The following is an 18541-nucleotide window of genomic DNA, read 5'->3' on the forward strand; positions in this document are numbered from 1 at the left end:
TTATGCTTCTTGTTCTTCTGTTTCTTCTACAATACCTAATTCTTTTTTAATCCAGTCATAGCCTTCTGCTTCTAAGCGTTGTGCCAGCTCTGCACCACCTGATTTCACAACACGTCCCTGCATCATTACGTGTACATGGTCTGGTGTAATATAGTTAAGTAGACGTTGATAGTGCGTGATCATTAAGCAGCCAAAGCCTTCACCGCGCATTGCGTTAATTCCTTTAGATACTACTTTAAGTGCATCAATATCAAGTCCAGAGTCAATTTCGTCTAAAATTGCGAACGTCGGTTTAATCATCATTAATTGAAGAATCTCATTACGTTTTTTCTCACCGCCAGAGAAACCTTCATTTAAATAACGCTGAGCCATATCTTCGTTCATTTCTAGGAATTCCATGTTTTTATCTAATTCACGGATAAATTTCATTAATGAAATTTCATCGCCCTCTTCACGGCGAGCATTGATAGCTGAGCGTAAGAAATCAGCATTTGTAACACCCGCAATTTCAGATGGGTATTGCATAGCTAGGAATAAACCAGCTTGAGCACGCTCGTCTACTTCCATCTCAAGTACATCTTCGCCATCTAGCTCAACAGTACCCGAAGTAACCTCATATTTAGGATGACCCATAATAGCAGAAGCTAGTGTGGATTTACCAGTTCCGTTTGGTCCCATGATTGCGTGAATTTCGTTTGTATTAATTGTAAGATTTACGCCTTTTAAAATCTCTTTTCCGTCGATAGCAACGTGAAGATCTTTAATAACTAAAGTTGACATGAAAATACCTCCATAGTGTTCAGTGAATGGGTCAACCATTCCTTAATTATCATCATTCTAATCTTAACTGAAAATCGTTCTCTATGCAAACCATTTCAATTACTTTCCTTCTCCTCAAATAAAATCTTGAAAAATAAAGGCTTTGTAAGCATTTTCAGATTATTACTATCTGGAATAGATATTGAGAATAGACTTTCTTCATTTTCAATGAAATATCTCTAATTGAGAATTGATTTCATCTAGCTACATAGTGTAAACCTCGTGAAAAGGGCTAATTGTAGAGGTTTTGTGACAAATTTGCAGTAACAACCATAACTATACTATAACCTATTTCATTAAAATGGAATCAATTAAAAATAAGATATTTTCATGGCAGTCTCTTTTACACACTAAAAAATTCTATTGTGCAAGATTACTGAATACTTAAACTTTTTTTGTATTTACAGTCACTTTTTATCTTCAATATTATATAATTGAGCTATAATCAATCTTATTTTTAGATTAATAGAGGTGAAATGTTAGTGGAGTTACGTCAATTACGCTATTTTGTGGAGGTTGCTGAACGCGAGCATATTTCAGAAGCTGCTGAGCATCTTCACGTCGCTCAATCAGCCATTAGTCGGCAAATCGCAAATCTTGAAGATGAGTTAGGCACTCCGTTATTTGAACGAGTGGGACGCAATGTGAAATTAACGCCGATTGGAAAGACCTTTCTTGAACATACCATTACGGCATTGAAGGCCATTGATTTTGCTGCCAAACAAGTAGAAGAGTATCTTGATCCTGCTAAGGGCTCTATTAAGATTGGCTTTCCAACAAGTTTAGCAAGCTATGTACTGCCAACCGTTATCTCAGCCTTTAAACGAGAGTATCCCAATTTGCAATTTCAGCTACGACAAGGATCTTATCGATTTTTAATTGATGCTGTCAAAAATCGAGAGTTAAACCTTGCCTTTTTAGGTCCGCTTCCTCCAAAAGATGAATCCATTGAGTCGACTATATTGTTTACGGAAAATATTGCCGCTCTTCTACCAGCTAATCATCCGTTAGCAAAAAGAGAGAGTATTCAGCTTGCTGAATTGAGAAATGATTTATTTGTGTTATTTCCAAATGGTTATATATTACATAAAGTGGCAATGGATGCTTGTCGTGCTGCAGGCTATATGCCTAATATTATTTCAGAGGGTGAAGATTTGGATGCACTTAAAGGCTTAGTAGCAGCTGGAATAGGCGTTAGTCTGTTACCAGAAAGTTCACTTTACGATTCTGCTGCTCGCTTTACTGTAAAGGTGCCTATTGAATCACCCTCCATTCCAAGGACGGTTGGTATTATTTCTCCTGTAAATCGAGAAATCGCCCCATCAGAAGCCATTTTTTTAAATTTCGTCAAAGATTTCTTTTCACGTCTATCTCAATTTCAATAAAAAAATTGCCTTTACTGGCGATTTGGGACTATAGATAAACTCAAAAATTATGAGTTTGCCGATAGTCTTTTTTTACAATCAAATAAGGTAAAACCTGGATATGACGGCCGAGGCGAGCCGCTTCCCTCTCTACGTTCGCTAGACTTTCCCAAATTGAAGGGTTTTGGGTAACTAATTGGCAAATCGTTACGTTTATTGATTTCATTCTTTGTCAACATCATTTCTGTTTTGTTTCTCCAAAAATCGAACAAGAGAATGACAAAAAGCCATCGAGCGTGAACTTCTCGATGACTTTTGTTGAACGTGTCTATATTACCGATTTTTTAGGGAGACAAACGCTCACCAGTTTCTTGCTCATTAATCCACTGTAATGTTTTGACACCTAATCCACCAGCACGCCACAACACTACATCATGATAGCTTTTCCTTTGGACATATTTGACCCATTTTTCAAGTGTTTCCTGATCAGCATACCAAATCTCATGACTCATATTGCTAGTATCTGTATACGTAAAATAAACAGCACCACTTGCTTTATCTCGTTGTTTCTTTGCGTTTGTTTCAGCTAATACTTTCTCCGCCTCAAGTTCCGTTAATGCAACCGTATTACCTTGAGCTACCCAATCGAAACCACCTGTAGCAAAGGCGATAGCTAATTTTTGGTTGGATTTTTTGATATTTTTTATTAAATCATTAAGAAATGAAAATGTAGCCTTCGCACCTGGACCACTATGATAGCCATGTACATTATAAGCCATTACGGTATAGCTAGGCCCATTCGGTAACTTCACATCAAATGGAAAGCTCGGCTCTAGCACTACATGCAGTGTAACATTCTTTTTCGCAAGTTCTCGGTATAGCTCCTTTAAAAATTGAACATATTTTGAAAGGTCTTCTTTAGCTATCTTTTCATAATCAATTTCAATGCCATCTGGTTGGTATTGTTCAACTACCTGCAATATATTATTGATATGCTTTTTTCTTGCTGAAGAATCCTGTACTAACCTATGCAAAAGTGTACTATCCTTTTGAACAGAAGAGGCATTATCTGTCACATAATCATTTATAAGCGTTAGAATTACATGATGTGATTCATTGAATTGCTGCTGTGTCTGTCGCAACATATCGACTGCATTATCCGTTAATAGCAATTCATCTTTATGATTAAAATAGGCACCGAAAACGCGCATATCTTGTAATCCTTGTTGGGAGTTTTGGACATCTTCTAAGGCTGATTGATTTTGCCATTCAGGTAACCACATCGATAAACGCAACTTCGCTTTATCCTTTAATTCTTCCTTTGCTATAGCAGGTGGTTCTTTACTATTACTACAAGCAGTGATAAACAACAGGGCTATACAGATAAATAATATAAAATTTTTCACTTGTTTCAAATTTCACCCCAAATTAGAAGGTTTCAATAAAGAAATCTACAACATGATTAAACAATGTTGTGCTTTTATGCTTAACCTTCTCGAAATTCGTATATTGGTTTGTAAAAATAGTTTGATCTTTCCTATCTGTAATTAAAATATCTTCAATTATTGTATCGTATATATCATCTGCATACTGTTCATGAGATGTATCTTTATGGCTAAACAATGCTCCAAATCCAATTTGAGAGCCATGGAGGCCAGGGTTTATTTGAATAGTTTCAGATAATACATGATCTACATCTACTTTTATTTTATCCTTATTTACTGTAATGTTAAATACTCTATTTTTAGTTAAGTTTCTTGGGTATTCTTCTTCAACAATCCGCGATCCCTTTTGGGTGTCCTGATACGTATAGACGGTCGCCTTATTAAACGCATACTCCTCTTCATTCCACTTAATCTCATTCAATGGGAAACGAGCCTTTTCCACAATATCTGAAGCAGGTAATTTTTCACTCACTACAAGCTCATTGTCTACCAAGGCAATACGTAAATAGCTATTTGTTTTCTCATCATAATTTACATACAACGCTTGTTCACCAACAACATTCCCTTTAAATGTAAAGTTCACGTTATATTGCTGTGGCATCATCTCCTTTAAGAGAATCCTACCTTCACTAGAAGGAGCCGATGTTAATGTAACTTCATTATTATCAAATTCTGCTGCCCCATTAATGGTTTGCCATTTTTGGGCTAATTGAGGATCTCCTATTTTAAATTCGATATTTTGATTACTTGCCTGTTTAATTTTCATCATGACATGATTGGTTGACCAATAAGGAGAAACTTGTAATCGATTCAAGTTATATAGATCACTATCTTTATCATTATAGGCACTCAATTCTAAATTAAAGTGCATACGAAACTTGTCTTTAATTTCCTTGTCATTCACACTCTGCACCAGAGGGTCCATATTATTATACAATGAATTAGCATGCATAATGGCATAGGCTTTAGGAACTTCCCCAAACTCTTGCTGATAAATTTCCTGCATAAGCTTGTAATCCTTCTTAATTCGAGCTTCCATCTCTTGTCGAGTTTCACTTGGGATCATATATTGATTACGAATAAAATCCATTAAATAGTGGTTATAGTATTCGATTGTTGTTTTATTCGGTATATTATTTTCGTCAATCATCCCTAAGGACTGCCCTTTATCATTAAAAATATTAATGTAGGTTAGTCTATATCCGTTAGAGCCTAATTCCCAATAGCCGCTTTTCTCCATCAACTTCAAATCTTTTGGCTTTAAAAATTTATGGTCGCGGGTATCCATTTTATTGGCATACGTAAACATCGTAGCCTTATAATTTAATTTTTCCATAACGTTTTGTGCGAAAATACTAGAATCGGTACGGCCATCCTCAAATGATAAAAACAAGGCTTTTTCTGGTAGTGGTTTATTCTTTTGATAAAAATCCAATATATCCTTTTGTGTAATCGTTTGATAGCCTTGTTTTTCAAGCAATGTAAGCTGTTCTTCTAAATTTTTCTTTGACACGTATTTAGAGGAGTCATTTCTACTTACACCAAAATAGGACAGTGCAATAAATCCGTCTTTATTGTTTAACGGGACCGCCTCAGCAAATCGCTTGTCTGTCAGAAAGACGGCTTTAATTAACACGACTGCTAAAAAGATAACAACTACTAATTGTATAATCGAGCGTATAATTTTCCTTCGATTTTTTTTAGCTGGCTGTAAAATTACATTTTTTTCTTTCATTCCTTCTCACCCATTTTTCTAATTTTCAACATTGAAAATCGGGATTTTCGTAATTTTTGCTTTTCCATTTTCTTTTCTTTTGCCAAAACGTCTTGTGGTGTTTCCCTTGTTCCCCATGTTGATTTCCAGAATGTTACCCATGCAACTGGCATTTGCCAGAGCAAAATAAATTCATAATAAAGAACGAAGATAAACCCGAATAACCATAATTTACTTTTCCTAAAGAATAGATGAGCCAAACTCATGAGCATGGCCATTAAAAGTAAGCCTAATAAAAAGGTAGTCGGAAAAACACCATACATGATTGGCACATAGATTAAGTTGTAGACGACGACAATTGGTGCCGCAATTGGGACAATTAAGCCTATTATGAAGAAAAGGAACATGAAGGGTTCTTTTTTCCACATAAATAGAAAGGCTCGTAAAGATTCTCTTAGCCAAGAACGTTTCCATCTCATTTGCTGAGATAAAAAAACTTTAGTGTCAGAGGGAACAATCGTCGAACAAATGGCATTATCCTGATAACCTGTTCGATGTGTTTTCAAAATATAGTTTGTCATACTACGATCATCACCAAATGTAGCAGGCTGCCCAAGAAATTTTTGATTGAGCCAGGCTGTTTCATTTTTTAAAATAAGTTCTTTTCGATAACAAGCTAATGGTCCTGATAAGCAAGTCACCGTATCAAACCAAGATTCAGCGGCCTTCATAATACGAAAGGCAATATAATAACGAACTGTCTGTAATTTTGTCAGAGCATTTGTAAATTTATTTTCTACCTCTGTCCGTCCAGCTACACCACCCATTTTAGGGTCTTGGAAAGGCTGGACTAGATTGCGGATTGCATGTGGCTCCAAAAAACTATCGGAATCCACAAAAACCACTAAGTCATGCTTTGCTTGATGAACACCGGCTACCAGCGCTTCACGTTTTCCACCATTTTGAGGAAGCTTAGAAAACTTTAAGCGATCGGTTGTTTTAAAACGCCCACCCTCAAAATGAATAAGATCTATCATTTCCTTAGCTTTTTCCTCCGTCCTATCCGTAGAGCAATCATCCACGACAATGACTTCTAACTTATCTACAGGATAGTACTGATTAATACAGCTTGAAATCGTGCGATGTATCCATTCTTCCTCGTTAAACACAGGGATAATTATGGATACACCGGGCTCATAGTTTGGATTGATGGGTACATTTTTATAAAAAATACCAAATAGGTATCTACTTAATAGAAACGTTGCCGCTATAATACTATAAAGGTATAAAAATTTATTGAATCTAAAATAAATAACACTTTCTGCTCTCATCAGCATGACAATAAGTGAGACAACCAATAAGAATAAACTCGCCATAAAAACAGAAATGCCCCAACGTTTTTTTACCATATATTTATTTAAAGGTTGGAGAAATTCGCAAGCAAAGTAATATAGCGTTTGACCATCCACCTCTTTGGTAAAATGCCGGATCACCTTTGCCTTCAACTTCACTTTTGCCTCATATCCTTCAGGCATTGCCCCACCTGGGATCGTAAAATTCATTTCTAAAATTTCATCAATTAATAATTGCTGAGGCTGTTGAGAATAAACAAGAATTCCCGTTACGGAAATATCTTCAGCATAGTATTTGTCTGAACTCATTTTATGTCTTGCTCTTCTAACCTGAACCTCAAAATGAGTTTCATAGCGTAAGCTAAGCTGTTGAAGACGATAAATTTCATTGACATCTGTCGGATCAATTTCTTCTTTCTGATAAGATGCACCTCGACGATTGACAAGGTTTCGGACATTTTCGGGATCAGGAATATTTGATAGAATCCGACGATCTGAGCGCGGTACTGTTAAAACCTCTTTTTTCGTTTTTATCATTTATTCACATCCCCATTTGCATCTTCTTCAATCCAATTTGACATTTTACTAAAGCTATAACCATCTTGTTGCAACTTTTCAATAATTAATGGAAGTGCTTCAACTGTTTTCGTACCGTCTAAGATGTGCATGACAATAACCTTTCCTGGTGCTGCTCTAGATATGACCCGATCATAAATGTCCTGAGCACTGTAATCCAAATTCCAGTCAAAGGAAGCAATATCATACATGGCAATGGTTTTAATTCCGGCAGCGGTAATCACTTTAGCAGTACGCTCATCCATAATTCCTTGTGCTGGTCTAAAATAAAGTAATGGTGGCTCCTGTAACGCATAAGTAAGAGCATTATGGGCCTTCACTAAATCATCTTGTATTTCCTCTGGCGTCATTTTAGTTACATCTAAATGGTAATAAGAGTGACTTGCCACTTCATGACCTTCCTCTAGTATTAACTTGGCTAATTGTGGATTTTTCTCCACCCCACTACCGATTAAAAAAAATGTACTTTTAATATTATATTTTTTTAATACATCTAAAACAGCTTTCACCTGCTGTTCATGTGCCCAATCATCAAAGGTAATGGCGATTTCTTTTTTAGAGGTCTCTTTTCGATAATACAAATGTGGTTCGACATTTTCATAATTCAAATTAGGTTTGACGGCATCATAACCTGCTATTTCTTCTAAAGACTTTGTTAAATATCGCTCATCTATCACATCACTTAAAGTAGTAATGGTGTAATCATGTTTTTCTGCTAATTGTGCTAGTAAAGGAATGGCATCTATAATAGCAGGATTAATATAAGTGTTGAGATGAATAATAGAACCTCTATCAATATATTTGTCAATATAATCAATCAAATCTTGGGCACTTTGCATTTTTCGATCAAGTGGATTAATGGATAAACCTATCACTGCCTTCATATCCAGTGCAGCAGCTGCTAAGCGCATATTATCTGTAATATCACCTGAACGACTTCGAACAAATTTCGGCTTATATCCTAAATGTTCTTCAAATATTTGATTCGTTAAATAAATCTCCTCATAGGTTTGGTCATAGTTTAAAGCTGTGACATCTGGAAATGACAATGTACCGTTTTGTACATCATGGCCTCTTTTTAGAATGTCTCGAACAAGCTCTGGTTCCTGTGCCACACGTAGCCCCTCTAAGAAAAAGGTGGCTTTCATATTAGATTCATCTAATTTCGCCAATAGTAGCTCCATTGTTTGATTATCCGCAAAGCCATTAAACGTTAGAGCTACTTTTGGCTTAATAATATCGACATGACTGATTGAATCACTCATCGTACCATCAGATTCCTTAATCTCTATAGAAGAATCAATTGGTTGAATCGTTTTTTGTGGAGTGGATTGACATCCTGCTAAGAACATCAGGATTAGAAGCCCACATATTTTTAGCTGTTTCATGTCCCACGAACTCTCCTTATAGTCTGTAATAATTTTTATTCTTAAATAAAAAATGGGTATTACGAGTATCAAAAATTAATGAGGCTTCCTGATCAATTAATGAATAATCAATGTTGGAATGATTGGTTAAAATCAACACAGCATCTGCATCTTTAACACTTTTCTCTGTTAAAGGAACTGTGTTTAAAAGAGTTTGTTCTACCGGGAACGTTTGTATATAAGGGTCGATAATCTGTAATGAGCTCTGACTATCAAGTAATTGCTGAATGACTCGTAGTGCAGGAGATTCGCGTGAGTCGTTTATATCTGGCTTATAAGTGACACCAATAATAACAATTTTTGCGTGGCACAGCTCAATATTTTGAATACGTAAGTACTGTTCCAGCCTCTCCACAACAAAATTAGGCATCGAATCATTTATTTTATCTGCTGCTTCAATTAAAGTTGCTGAGATACCATGCTGTTGACCCGCCCATAATAAATATTTGGGATCGACAGGGATACAATGCCCCCCTACTCCTGGGCCAGGCTTGAATGGCATAAAGCCATAAGGCTTTGTTGAGGCAGCATCTATGACTTCCCAAACATCAATGTTCATTTTATAGCACATTTGACTGAGCTCATTGACAAGGGCGATATTGATTTGGCGAAATGTATTTTCCAGCAATTTCTCCATTTCAGCAACTTTGGGACTTGTTACCGTAAATACACTAGTATGAATGACTGTTTCATAAAAACCCTTTGAAACTTCCAAACAATTAGAAGTAACACCGCCAACAACTTTGGGTGTATTGGAAACTGAAAAATTACTATTACCAGGGTCCACTCGCTCTGGTGAATAAGCTAAGAATAAATCTTGACCCACAGCAAAGCCATGCTTTTGCAAAATAGGCTGAACAATTTCCTCTGTTGTCCCAGGATAGGTCGTACTTTCAAGAATAACTAATGCATTTGCTTTAATATAACGCCCGATGTCATGTGCTGCCTCTTCTATATAGGAAATATCAGGAGTACCATCCACTGTTGTAGGAGTCGGTACACAAATAATGACGACATCTACAGAAGCAAGTTTGGAAAAATCAAAGGTTGCTTCAAAATGTTGATCTTTTAATATTTGCTGTATATTTTCTTTCGGGATATCAGCTATATAGCTCTCACCGTTTTGCAACATGGCGATTTTTTCTTGATTTTTATCAAAGCCTAAAACATGAAAACCTTTCTGGACAATTTCAATGGCAAATGGTAGGCCTACATAGCCGAGACCAATTACCCCTATTGTCGCTTTTTTTAATTGAATTTTATTTAATAAAGCTGAGCTCATCGATTTCGTGTTTATCGTCATAACAATAACTCCTTTGGCTAAACTTACATGTAATTTTTATCGCCATTTTTCCGTTATCTATTCATCCTCAATATTTAGTCATATCGAGTATTTTGCAACGTAATAGGTTATTTCTTTTCCTCATCGCCATTCTGTACAAACCCCTTTCTTCTCCACATACTTTAGTATGATTTTTTTAGTCAAAATAGATTAATAAAATCCAAATTTCACAAAAAAACTTTTCTAACAATTATATAGTACTACTCGTAACTAAACAATTTCTAAATAATTTCTTTACTCACGAAAAAACACCTACTTTTTTTTACATACACAACAAAATAATTCATTAATTATTAAGATATTTAACAAATATATTCAGAGTCACTTATTAAGCGTAAACGAAAAAGATGCTAGGCAACACTGAAGAATGTTAATAAATAGGAATTAACATTTTTCCTTTTCAGGAAGTTGCTAAAAATCCCTCACAGCATTGGCTTTCACCGATACTGGAGGGATTAGACAAACATGTAGAATAGGGGATTATAGGAGCTTTTAAATACTTGATATAGCTATTTTTATTTCCACGGAAATCGACATCCTATCGATAATCACTATTAAAAGCAGGTAAGCAACCTCAAAAGAAAAGAGTACGTAAGTAACTCAATACTTACGTACCCTTTTTTGTAGATTATTGAACAGGTACTACTGCACCTTTCCATTCTTCTAAGATAAAGTCTTGGATTTCTTTAGAAGTTAATACTTCTAATAATGTTTTAATTTCAGGTCTTGTTTCATCTCCAGCACGTACTGCGATGATGTTAACGTATGGTGACTCTTTGTCTTCAAGAGAAATAGCATCTTCAATAGGGTTTAAGCCATTATCAATAGCAAAGTTAGAGTTGATAAGTACTGCGTCCCCTTCATTGTTTTCGTACATTTGTACAAGCATTTCTGGTGCTGTATTCGCATCAAATTTAAAGTTTTTAGGATTCTCTTCTATATCCTTAATTTCTGCTGCTGTTTTATCAATACCATCTTTTAATTTAATTAAGCCCTTAGCTTCTAATAATGACAGCATACGACCGTGGTCTGATACCGAGTTAGAAAGTAAGATTGTTGCGCCTTCTGGAAGGTCTTCTAAAGACTTATACTTTTTAGAGTAAATACCAATTGGCTCAATATGAACACCACCAGCATTGACGAAATCATAGCCATTGTCTTTAATTTGCAACTCTAAATACGGAATATGTTGGAAGTAATTTGCATCCAACTCTTTTGATTCTAAATCTTGGTTTGGTAGCACATAGTCTGTATATGTTTCTACTTTAAGGTCAATACCTTTCTCAGCTAAAATCGGTTTTGCTTTATCTAAAATTACTGCATGTGGTGTATTAGAAGCTCCCACTGTTAAAGTAACGTTTTCTTTACTATCTGTTTTATCACCAGATGCTGCATTTGAATCCTCTTTTTTATCAGTACCGCAAGCTGCTAATGCTAGTACAAGTATTGATAAAAATAATCCTGTTAATAACTTTTTCATGTATGACACTCCCTTTATTTTAATGAAAATATGTTAGCGGTAAGAACCGGAATAACCTCAGTTTTATTAACGTTTATCCATTTTTTCTGTAATGAAATCACCTATCCATTGGATGATAAAGACTACTACTAAGATCAAAATAGTTGCCATTAATGTCACATCTTGACGATTTCTTTGGAAACCGTCTAGGAAGGCTAAGTTCCCGAGACCCCCTGCACCGATTATCCCTGCCATTGCTGTATAACCGACAAGTGCTACAGCCGTAACAGTAATACCCGAAATGAGTGCTGGTAATGATTCAGGGATCAGTACTTTCCAAATAATTGTGGCTGTTTTAGCCCCCATTGAACGAGCTGCTTCAATAACACCCTTATCAATTTCTCGTAGCGCAATTAATACCATACGCGCATAGAACGGAGCCGCACCGATAATTAAAGCAGGTAAAGCAGCATTGGCTCCACGGATTGTACCAAGTAAAAACTTAGTAAATGGAATTAATAAAATAATTAACACGATAAATGGAATAGAACGGAATATATTAACGAGTGACCCTGTTAAAAAACTAACAATTTTATTAGCCCATAACTGATTCGGACTAGTTAAAAACAGAACAATCCCAATGGCTAACCCTAGAATAAATGTAATAACTGTTGAAATGGCCGTCATATATAATGTTTCATATGTAGCCTGCCACATGCTATCCCAGTCTACATTCGGAAAGAGATTAGTTAGCATCTGCAATCACCTCCGTTTGCACTTCCACTGTATTTAAATAGCTTAAGGCTTCAGTCACGTTTGCTTTCGGCCCATCAATTTGCACAATGAAAGTACCATATGCACCATTTTTGGTTTGCGAAATATTCCCATGTACAATGCTTACTTCCACATCGAATTGCTTCACTAGATGTGAAATAACTGGCTGTTCTGTTTTTTCACCAACAAAAATCAATTTGACAAGTTGTCCAGTTGGATAATTTGCTTTGATTTGTTCTACTGTATCCTGTGTTTCCTTTGTATTGGTAATTTGTGCTACAAATTTCTTAGTAATGGCAGCCTGAGGAGCCTGGAAAACTTGCAATACTTCTCCACGCTCTACAATTTCGCCTGCCTCCATCACTGCTACACGATGACAAATCTTGCGGATGACATGCATTTCATGAGTAATGAGGACAATCGTTAACCCTAAACGTTCATTAATATCCACCAGTAAATCAAGAATGGCATCTGTTGTCTCAGGGTCTAGAGCAGATGTAGCCTCATCACATAGTAAAACCTCTGGATTATTGGCTAATGCTCGCGCAATCCCTACACGTTGCTTTTGTCCACCAGAGAGCTGTGATGGATATGCTTGATCACGACCTTCTAGGCCAACAAGTGCTATCAATTCCTTCACCCGTGCCTCACGTTGAGCTTTTGATACACCTGCGATTTCTAATGGGAAGGCAATGTTTTCTGCAACTGTTCGTGACCAAAGTAGGTTGAAATGTTGAAAAATCATACTAACCTTTTGTCTAGCTGCTCTAAGCTTTTGACCTTTAATCGATGAAAAAGCCTGATTGTTCACTGTTACTGTTCCTGTTGTTGGTTTCTCTAAACCATTAAGTAAACGAATCATCGTACTTTTACCAGCGCCACTATAGCCGATAATGCCAAAAATTTCACCCTTATTAATAGTCAGGTTAACATCTTTGACTGCCGTTAATTCGCCATTTGCTGTTTTGTATTTCTTCGTTATATTTTGAAGCTGTATCATAGCGAATACTCCTTTTCTTATATAAAAAAACCCCTCCACTTATAGACAAGTAGAAGGGGTCACGTATTATACGTTGAACCGTTCTCTCATCTTTCAAAGAAAAATCTTTGGGTGATTTGGCACCTTTTCACTATGTGATGGTTGCCGGGCTTCATAGGGCACTTCCCTCCGCCGCTCTTCATAAGAGTTCGATATATTTAATGTTTTAGTAATATATTTGTTACTTTACCACGCTAATAAAGTTCAGTCAATTGATTTTTTTAACAATTCGTACAAAAAAGGTACGGATTGAAAAGCATAAATCTTTTCTGTCACTTTGCCACCGTCACAAACAAGTAAGCACGGAACGCTTTCAATTTGATGCTCAAAAGCAATTTGCTCCAAAAAATTAATATTTGCTTTCCCTAGCTTTAGGTGAGGTAATAGTTGTTCTACAATTGACATCATTTTTGATGCCACTGCACAAGTACCGCACATCGGTGTATATAAATAAAACGCAGCTTTTTCTCCGGACTGTAATGCCGTTTCCCACTGCTCTTTCGACCATTCTTCCATTTAGTTCACGCAACCTTACAAAATATATTCATTATGGATTGAGAAATGCGCACGAAGTAAAATCATGGCTAACACTTTTCTAGGTGTCGTTTCTACTTCCTTATATGTTGGCATTGTCCGTAAATGCTCTGCTTCAGGATAATGTCTGTCCATTAATGCACGTAGCTTATCGCCTGAAGTATCGGCATCAAAAAAGGTAAATAGCTCATAGCCCTCATAGGGATCGATTAGCTCTTCTAATTGATGCACACCAATTGTTCCATTCGTACATAGTATTGTAACATTCTCGTTTAAAATTGGCTCAATTTGTAGCTTATCTGAGCGTCCTTCTACTATCAAGCATTTCCCATCGAACATTACGCCACCTCCATTTAGACATTCCCACTTATACGTTATTATATAATAAAAAACGCCGGTAGTTTCCGACGTTTTTTGATTATGGCTTGTCTTATTCTGCTGTCATCTCTTCGTATTGTTCAGCTGTCATAAGTTTATCAACTTCTGATGCATCAGCAGGCTCTACGACGATCATCCATGCTTTTTCATATGGTGATTCATTAACGAATTCTGGGCTATCTTCTAAATCTGCATTAACTTCAACTACAGTACCTGAGATTGGTGCATATAATTCAGAAACAGTTTTTACTGATTCTACGCTACCGAATGGATCATCCGTTTTGATTTCATCGCCAACTTGTGGAAGCTCAACGAAAACGATATCTCCTAATTCAGATTGTGCGAAGTGCGTAATACCAATACGTACTTTTCCATCTTCTACTTTAACCCATTCATGCTCTTCAGAGTAACGTAAGTCTTTCGGTGTGCTCATGCAAAAAACCCCTCCATAATTATGTAATATATTCACTTTCAGTGTGCCATACTTCTCCTATAAAAACAAGAATAAAAACGGCTATATCCAAGCTTGCTCAAAATCGGATTCTTTAAACCCTAAAGTTACTTTTTTTCCATCTGTTACGAGTGGACGTTTTATTAACATCCCATCCGAAGCAAGTAGCTCAAGCTGTTCTTCCTCAGTCATATCAGCTAGCTTGTCCTTCAAACCAAGGTCACGATATTTCATGCCTGAAGTATTAAAAAACTTCTTCAAAGGAAGACCACTGACTTGCCATAAAGCTGTTATTTCATCCTTTGTTGGCGGCTGCTCTACGATATGTACCTCTTCATAGGAAACGTCATGATCATTTAACCACTTTTGCGCTTTTTTACATGTTGTACATTTGGGATAATGGAAAAATTGAATCGTCATTAAAATGCTCCTTTGCTGTCTTTTTCTGTAGTATACCATCATAATCATCGAGAATGGTGGAACTTCGCTCATTTCCGTAAGTCTATCCATCCATTTTGTATTTTTATCCGTTACTTTGACAAATAATTTATTTGGCACAATAAAAAACTAGCTACCCACTTACGGATAGCTAGCATTTTCCTACGATTAAACGATATATTTTTCTGCTTCAATTAATTTCACAGATGCTTCACGTTTCTTCGTAATGAGGTTGTATGGATTATTACGTGTTAATTTACGTAATGCAGATAATGTCATACGTGCTGCATCACCATCTGCGGAAGCCAGAATTGTATCTTTTGCTTCTTTTTCGATTTCTGCAAATGCTTCTTGGCAGAAAATTTGAGTGTATAGCAATTTTTGATGTGCTTTTTCAACGCCATCACGAGCAATCGCTTTTTCTGTGCGTAATACAGCTGATTCCATTGCAAATAATTGATTAGCGATATTAGCAATATTCACTAATACTTCTTGCTCTTGGTCAAGCTTCGCACCAAAGCGTTGTGCGGCTAAGCCTGCAGCTAATACAGCAATCTTCTTGGCATTTTTCACTAAGTATTTTTCCTGAGCTAGTGGCTCAGTGCCAATATCCTCTGGCATTAGCATTAGAAGCTCTTGCTGTAAATTTTGCGCAACCTGTAATAATGGCAGCTCACCTTTTAGTGCCTTTTTCATAAATGTACCTGGTACAATCATGCGATTAATTTCATTTGTACCTTCAAAAATTCGATTAATACGAGAATCACGGTATATACGCTCTACCTCATATTCAGCCATAAAGCCATAACCGCCGTGTAATTGTACAGCTTCATCTGCAATATAATCTAATGTTTCTGATCCAAATACTTTAGCAATGGAGCATTCAATCGCATATTCAGCGATAGCACCTGCAATCACTTTTCCTTCCTTTTGCTCCTCTGGGCTTAGCTGGCTTAAACGGTCTTCAAATAAACCCACAGTACGATAGTTTAATGACTCTGATGCATACAAATGAGAAGCCATTGTTGATAATTTTTCTTTTGTTAGGTTGAAGTCAGATAGCTTTGTTTTAAATTGCTGACGTTGGTTTGTATATTGTACCGCTAGCTCAAATGCGCGTTTTGATCCACCAATTGTTCCAACCCCTAGTTTATAGCGACCGATATTTAATATATTGAAGGCAATGACATGCCCACGACCAATTTCACCTAATAAATTTTCTACTGGCACTTCTGCATCTTCTAACACAAGTGTACGGGTAGATGAAGACTTAATCCCCATTTTCTTCTCCTCAGGACCGACTGAAACACCATTGAATGTACGTTCCACAATAAAGGCAGAGAACTTATCACCATCAATTTTAGCATAAACAACAAATACATCTGCAAAGCCCGCATTTGTAATCCATTGCTTTTCACCATTTAAAATATAATGTGTGCCTGCATCGTTTAGTTTCGCAGTTGTTTTTGCCCCTAAAGCATCCGAGCCTGAACCTGGCTCTGTTAAAGCATAAGCAGCAATTAATTCACCCGAGGCAAGCTTAGGTAAATATTTTTTCTTCTGATTCTCGCCACCGAATAGCACGATTGGTAATGAGCCAATCCCTACATGTGCACCATGAGTAATGGAGAAACCACCTGCTACAGACATTTTTTCTGCAATTAATGCTGAAGAAACTTTATCTAAGCCTAGTCCTTCGTATTCTTCTGGCACATCTGCTCCAAGCAAGCCTAATTCACCAGCACTTTTAAGGAGACGTACTGAGTGCTCGAATTCATGATGCTCTAAATTTTCAACTACAGGTAAAACTTCATTTGCTACATATTCTTCTGTTGTTTTGGCAATCATTTTATGCTCGTCAGTGAAATCTTCAGGTGTAAACACACGATCTAATTCCACATCTTCAATTAGAAATCCGCCGCCTTTAATGAAATCCGTTGTTTTTTCAGTCATATAAAATCCTCCCAATTTATCTATTTTGATAGTTTAATCCCCTATTGAATGCTGCCTCTTCAAAATCTGTAGTATTTGCTCAGAGGCTTGATTTTTATTCAGCCTACTCTCCTACCTTTTAGAGAAGGTTTCTGACGCTTTCATTTTGGTCCAAAAACCTTTTGCTGAGTGAAGACAAATATATATATAGAAAAGCTTGAAATATACTTGCTCGGAGGCAACCGGAAACAGTACACCTCAAGCTGATCTAGTGAAAAATTATAGAATTTCAAATACTCCAGCGGCTCCCATGCCGCCACCAATACACATAGTTACCACGCCATATTTCTTACCTTGCCGCTTTAATTCATGAATAAGTTTTAGTGTTAAAATAGCACCCGTTGCACCAAGTGGATGTCCTAATGCGATAGCTCCACCATTTACATTGACCTTATCTTGGTCGATGCCTAAATGACGGACCACCTGTAAGGATTGCGATGCAAATGCTTCATTGATTTCCCATAGATCAATCGCATCTATTGATAAACCTGCGATTTCTAACGCTTTTGGTACCGCCACAATGGGACCAATCCCCATTACTTCAGGTGGTACACCACCCACTGCAAAACCTAGGAATTTTGCCATTGGTGTTAAACCTTGCTTGACTGCCTCTTCACGCTCCATTACCAATACAGCTGCTGCACCATCAGATGTTTGAGAAGCGTTCCCTGCTGTCACACTCCCTTTCACATGGAAAGCTGGACGAAGCTTCGCTAAACCTTCAACCGATGTACCTGAACGGACACCCTCATCCATGCTGAAAGTGAATTTTTTCACCTGTGGCTTATTGTTCTCATCAACATAATGTTGTTCCACTTCTATAGGTACAATCTCATCATTAAATTTACCTTCTTTAATTGCCTTTTCAGCAAGTGCATGTGAGCGAACAGCAAAAGCATCTTGATCTTCGCGACTTACATTGTATTGACGAGCTACTTCCTCAGCTGTATGCCCCATTCCCATATAATATTGTGGAGCTGTTTCAGCTAACGTTGGATTTAAGCGGGGCGTGTTCCCCACCATTGGTACCATACTCATTGATTCAACACCACCAGCGAGGATGGCCTTTGAGTGCCCGAGCATGATTCGCTCAGCTGCATAGGCAATCGCCTGTAGACCCGAAGAACAAAATCTATTAATGGTTAGTGCAGGAGTTGTATCTGGTAGTCCGGCAAGTGCACCGATGCTACGAGCTACATTCATCCCCTGTTCTGCTTCTGGCATAGCACAGCCTAAAATTAAATCATCTATCGGTCCCTCATAGCCTGCTCTTTTTAATGTTTCTTTGACAACGGCAGCACCAAAGTCATCTGGTCTTACTGTTGCTAAAGAACCTTTTTTTGCTTTTCCAATTGGAGTTCGTGCTCCTGCTACAATAACGGCTTCACGCATCGTATAATCCCCCTTTGTTTCATGTGCAAGTTTTGTCTATTTCGT

At 37.0% G+C, this 18541-nt stretch carries 16 protein-coding genes and 1 riboswitch; of the genes, 1 reads left to right on the forward strand and 15 read right to left on the reverse strand.

Annotated features, from left to right (window positions below; genetic code table 11):
- Positions 1–780, reverse strand: a complete 780-nt coding sequence (gene sufC / locus ACE1MS_RS18060) for a Fe-S cluster assembly ATPase SufC (protein ID WP_447402521.1) — start codon at positions 778–780, stop codon at positions 1–3.
- A gap of 521 nt (positions 781–1301) precedes the next feature.
- On the opposite strand from sufC, the gene ACE1MS_RS18065 reads away from it, so the two are divergent.
- Positions 1302–2204, forward strand: coding sequence for a LysR family transcriptional regulator (locus ACE1MS_RS18065; protein ID WP_036164331.1), 903 nt, complete (start codon positions 1302–1304; stop codon positions 2202–2204).
- Between the two features lie 323 nt (positions 2205–2527).
- Here the strand turns inward: ACE1MS_RS18065 and ACE1MS_RS18070 are convergent, their stop codons facing one another.
- The 14 genes from ACE1MS_RS18070 to ACE1MS_RS18135 all read right to left on the reverse strand — a co-directional run bounded on the left by ACE1MS_RS18070 (position 2528) and on the right by ACE1MS_RS18135 (position 18496).
- Complete coding sequence (locus tag ACE1MS_RS18070) at positions 2528–3589, reverse strand: glycosyl hydrolase family 18 protein (RefSeq protein WP_099806109.1); 1062 nt, start codon at positions 3587–3589, stop codon at positions 2528–2530.
- 22 nt (positions 3590–3611) lie between these two features.
- On the reverse strand, positions 3612–5363 hold the full coding sequence (locus ACE1MS_RS18075; RefSeq protein WP_012292326.1) for a polysaccharide deacetylase family protein: 1752 nt from the start codon (positions 5361–5363) through the stop codon (positions 3612–3614).
- Positions 5360–7231 (reverse strand): glycosyltransferase family 2 protein, encoded by a 1872-nt coding sequence (locus ACE1MS_RS18080; RefSeq protein WP_036164317.1) that lies wholly within the window; start codon positions 7229–7231, stop codon positions 5360–5362. The genes ACE1MS_RS18075 and ACE1MS_RS18080 overlap by 4 nt, the downstream gene beginning before the upstream one ends.
- Positions 7228–8658: a polysaccharide deacetylase family protein gene (locus ACE1MS_RS18085; protein ID WP_227256894.1), complete on the reverse strand. Its 1431-nt coding sequence runs from the start codon at positions 8656–8658 to the stop codon at positions 7228–7230. The genes ACE1MS_RS18080 and ACE1MS_RS18085 overlap by 4 nt, the downstream gene beginning before the upstream one ends.
- A gap of 16 nt (positions 8659–8674) precedes the next feature.
- The gene (locus ACE1MS_RS18090) at positions 8675–10000 is read right to left on the reverse strand and encodes a nucleotide sugar dehydrogenase (RefSeq protein ID WP_227256893.1); all 1326 of its coding nucleotides are present in this window, start codon (positions 9998–10000) and stop codon (positions 8675–8677) included.
- 667 nt (positions 10001–10667) lie between these two features.
- The gene (locus tag ACE1MS_RS18095) at positions 10668–11519 is read right to left on the reverse strand and encodes a MetQ/NlpA family ABC transporter substrate-binding protein (RefSeq protein ID WP_036217875.1); all 852 of its coding nucleotides are present in this window, start codon (positions 11517–11519) and stop codon (positions 10668–10670) included.
- Positions 11520–11585: 66 nt separating this feature from the next.
- A complete protein-coding gene (locus ACE1MS_RS18100) occupies positions 11586–12254 on the reverse strand; it encodes a methionine ABC transporter permease (RefSeq protein ID WP_036217874.1) in 669 nt (222 codons plus the stop codon).
- Positions 12244–13272: a methionine ABC transporter ATP-binding protein gene (locus ACE1MS_RS18105; protein ID WP_447402522.1), complete on the reverse strand. Its 1029-nt coding sequence runs from the start codon at positions 13270–13272 to the stop codon at positions 12244–12246. The genes ACE1MS_RS18100 and ACE1MS_RS18105 overlap by 11 nt, the downstream gene beginning before the upstream one ends.
- 83 nt (positions 13273–13355) lie before the next feature.
- Positions 13356–13459, reverse strand: a riboswitch (SAM riboswitch).
- 56 nt (positions 13460–13515) lie between these two features.
- Positions 13516–13827, reverse strand: a complete 312-nt coding sequence (locus ACE1MS_RS18110; protein WP_012292318.1) for a thioredoxin family protein — start codon at positions 13825–13827, stop codon at positions 13516–13518.
- 15 nt (positions 13828–13842) lie between these two features.
- Positions 13843–14184 carry a hypothetical protein gene (locus ACE1MS_RS18115; RefSeq protein ID WP_031417716.1) on the reverse strand — a complete coding sequence of 114 codons (342 nt, stop codon included), beginning with the start codon at positions 14182–14184 and terminating at the stop codon, positions 13843–13845.
- Between the two features lie 91 nt (positions 14185–14275).
- Positions 14276–14656 carry a glycine cleavage system protein GcvH gene (gene gcvH, locus ACE1MS_RS18120; protein WP_025116632.1) on the reverse strand — a complete coding sequence of 127 codons (381 nt, stop codon included), beginning with the start codon at positions 14654–14656 and terminating at the stop codon, positions 14276–14278.
- A gap of 81 nt (positions 14657–14737) precedes the next feature.
- The gene (locus tag ACE1MS_RS18125) at positions 14738–15094 is read right to left on the reverse strand and encodes an arsenate reductase family protein (RefSeq protein ID WP_031417717.1); all 357 of its coding nucleotides are present in this window, start codon (positions 15092–15094) and stop codon (positions 14738–14740) included.
- A 186-nt stretch (positions 15095–15280) separates the two neighbouring features.
- A complete protein-coding gene (locus ACE1MS_RS18130; protein ID WP_447402523.1) occupies positions 15281–17065 on the reverse strand; it encodes an acyl-CoA dehydrogenase family protein in 1785 nt (594 codons plus the stop codon).
- Between the two features lie 258 nt (positions 17066–17323).
- Positions 17324–18496 (reverse strand): acetyl-CoA C-acetyltransferase, encoded by a 1173-nt coding sequence (locus ACE1MS_RS18135; protein ID WP_031417718.1) that lies wholly within the window; start codon positions 18494–18496, stop codon positions 17324–17326.
- Positions 18497–18541: the final 45 nt, after the last annotated feature.

The organism is Lysinibacillus sp. fkY74-1, assembly GCF_053165895.1.

What these genes read in the sequence shown, in the direction of transcription:
- ACE1MS_RS18095 (WP_036217875.1), bottom strand. Translation starts at nt 11,519, where the DNA reads ATGAAAAAGTTATTAACAGGATTATTTTTATCAATACTTGTACTAGCA.
- gcvH (WP_025116632.1), bottom strand. Translation starts at nt 14,656, where the DNA reads ATGAGCACACCGAAAGACTTACGTTACTCTGAAGAGCATGAATGGGTT.
- ACE1MS_RS18090 (WP_227256893.1), bottom strand. Translation starts at nt 10,000, where the DNA reads ATGACGATAAACACGAAATCGATGAGCTCAGCTTTATTAAATAAAATT.
- ACE1MS_RS18105 (WP_447402522.1), bottom strand. Translation starts at nt 13,272, where the DNA reads ATGATACAGCTTCAAAATATAACGAAGAAATACAAAACAGCAAATGGC.
- ACE1MS_RS18085 (WP_227256894.1), bottom strand. Translation starts at nt 8,658, where the DNA reads ATGAAACAGCTAAAAATATGTGGGCTTCTAATCCTGATGTTCTTAGCA.
- ACE1MS_RS18125 (WP_031417717.1), bottom strand. Translation starts at nt 15,094, where the DNA reads ATGACGATTCAATTTTTCCATTATCCCAAATGTACAACATGTAAAAAA.
- ACE1MS_RS18130 (WP_447402523.1), bottom strand. Translation starts at nt 17,065, where the DNA reads ATGACTGAAAAAACAACGGATTTCATTAAAGGCGGCGGATTTCTAATT.
- ACE1MS_RS18135 (WP_031417718.1), bottom strand. Translation starts at nt 18,496, where the DNA reads ATGCGTGAAGCCGTTATTGTAGCAGGAGCACGAACTCCAATTGGAAAA.
- sufC (WP_447402521.1), bottom strand. Translation starts at nt 780, where the DNA reads ATGTCAACTTTAGTTATTAAAGATCTTCACGTTGCTATCGACGGAAAA.
- ACE1MS_RS18100 (WP_036217874.1), bottom strand. Translation starts at nt 12,254, where the DNA reads ATGCTAACTAATCTCTTTCCGAATGTAGACTGGGATAGCATGTGGCAG.
- ACE1MS_RS18080 (WP_036164317.1), bottom strand. Translation starts at nt 7,231, where the DNA reads ATGATAAAAACGAAAAAAGAGGTTTTAACAGTACCGCGCTCAGATCGT.
- ACE1MS_RS18110 (WP_012292318.1), bottom strand. Translation starts at nt 13,827, where the DNA reads ATGGAAGAATGGTCGAAAGAGCAGTGGGAAACGGCATTACAGTCCGGA.
- ACE1MS_RS18075 (WP_012292326.1), bottom strand. Translation starts at nt 5,363, where the DNA reads ATGAAAGAAAAAAATGTAATTTTACAGCCAGCTAAAAAAAATCGAAGG.
- ACE1MS_RS18115 (WP_031417716.1), bottom strand. Translation starts at nt 14,184, where the DNA reads ATGTTCGATGGGAAATGCTTGATAGTAGAAGGACGCTCAGATAAGCTA.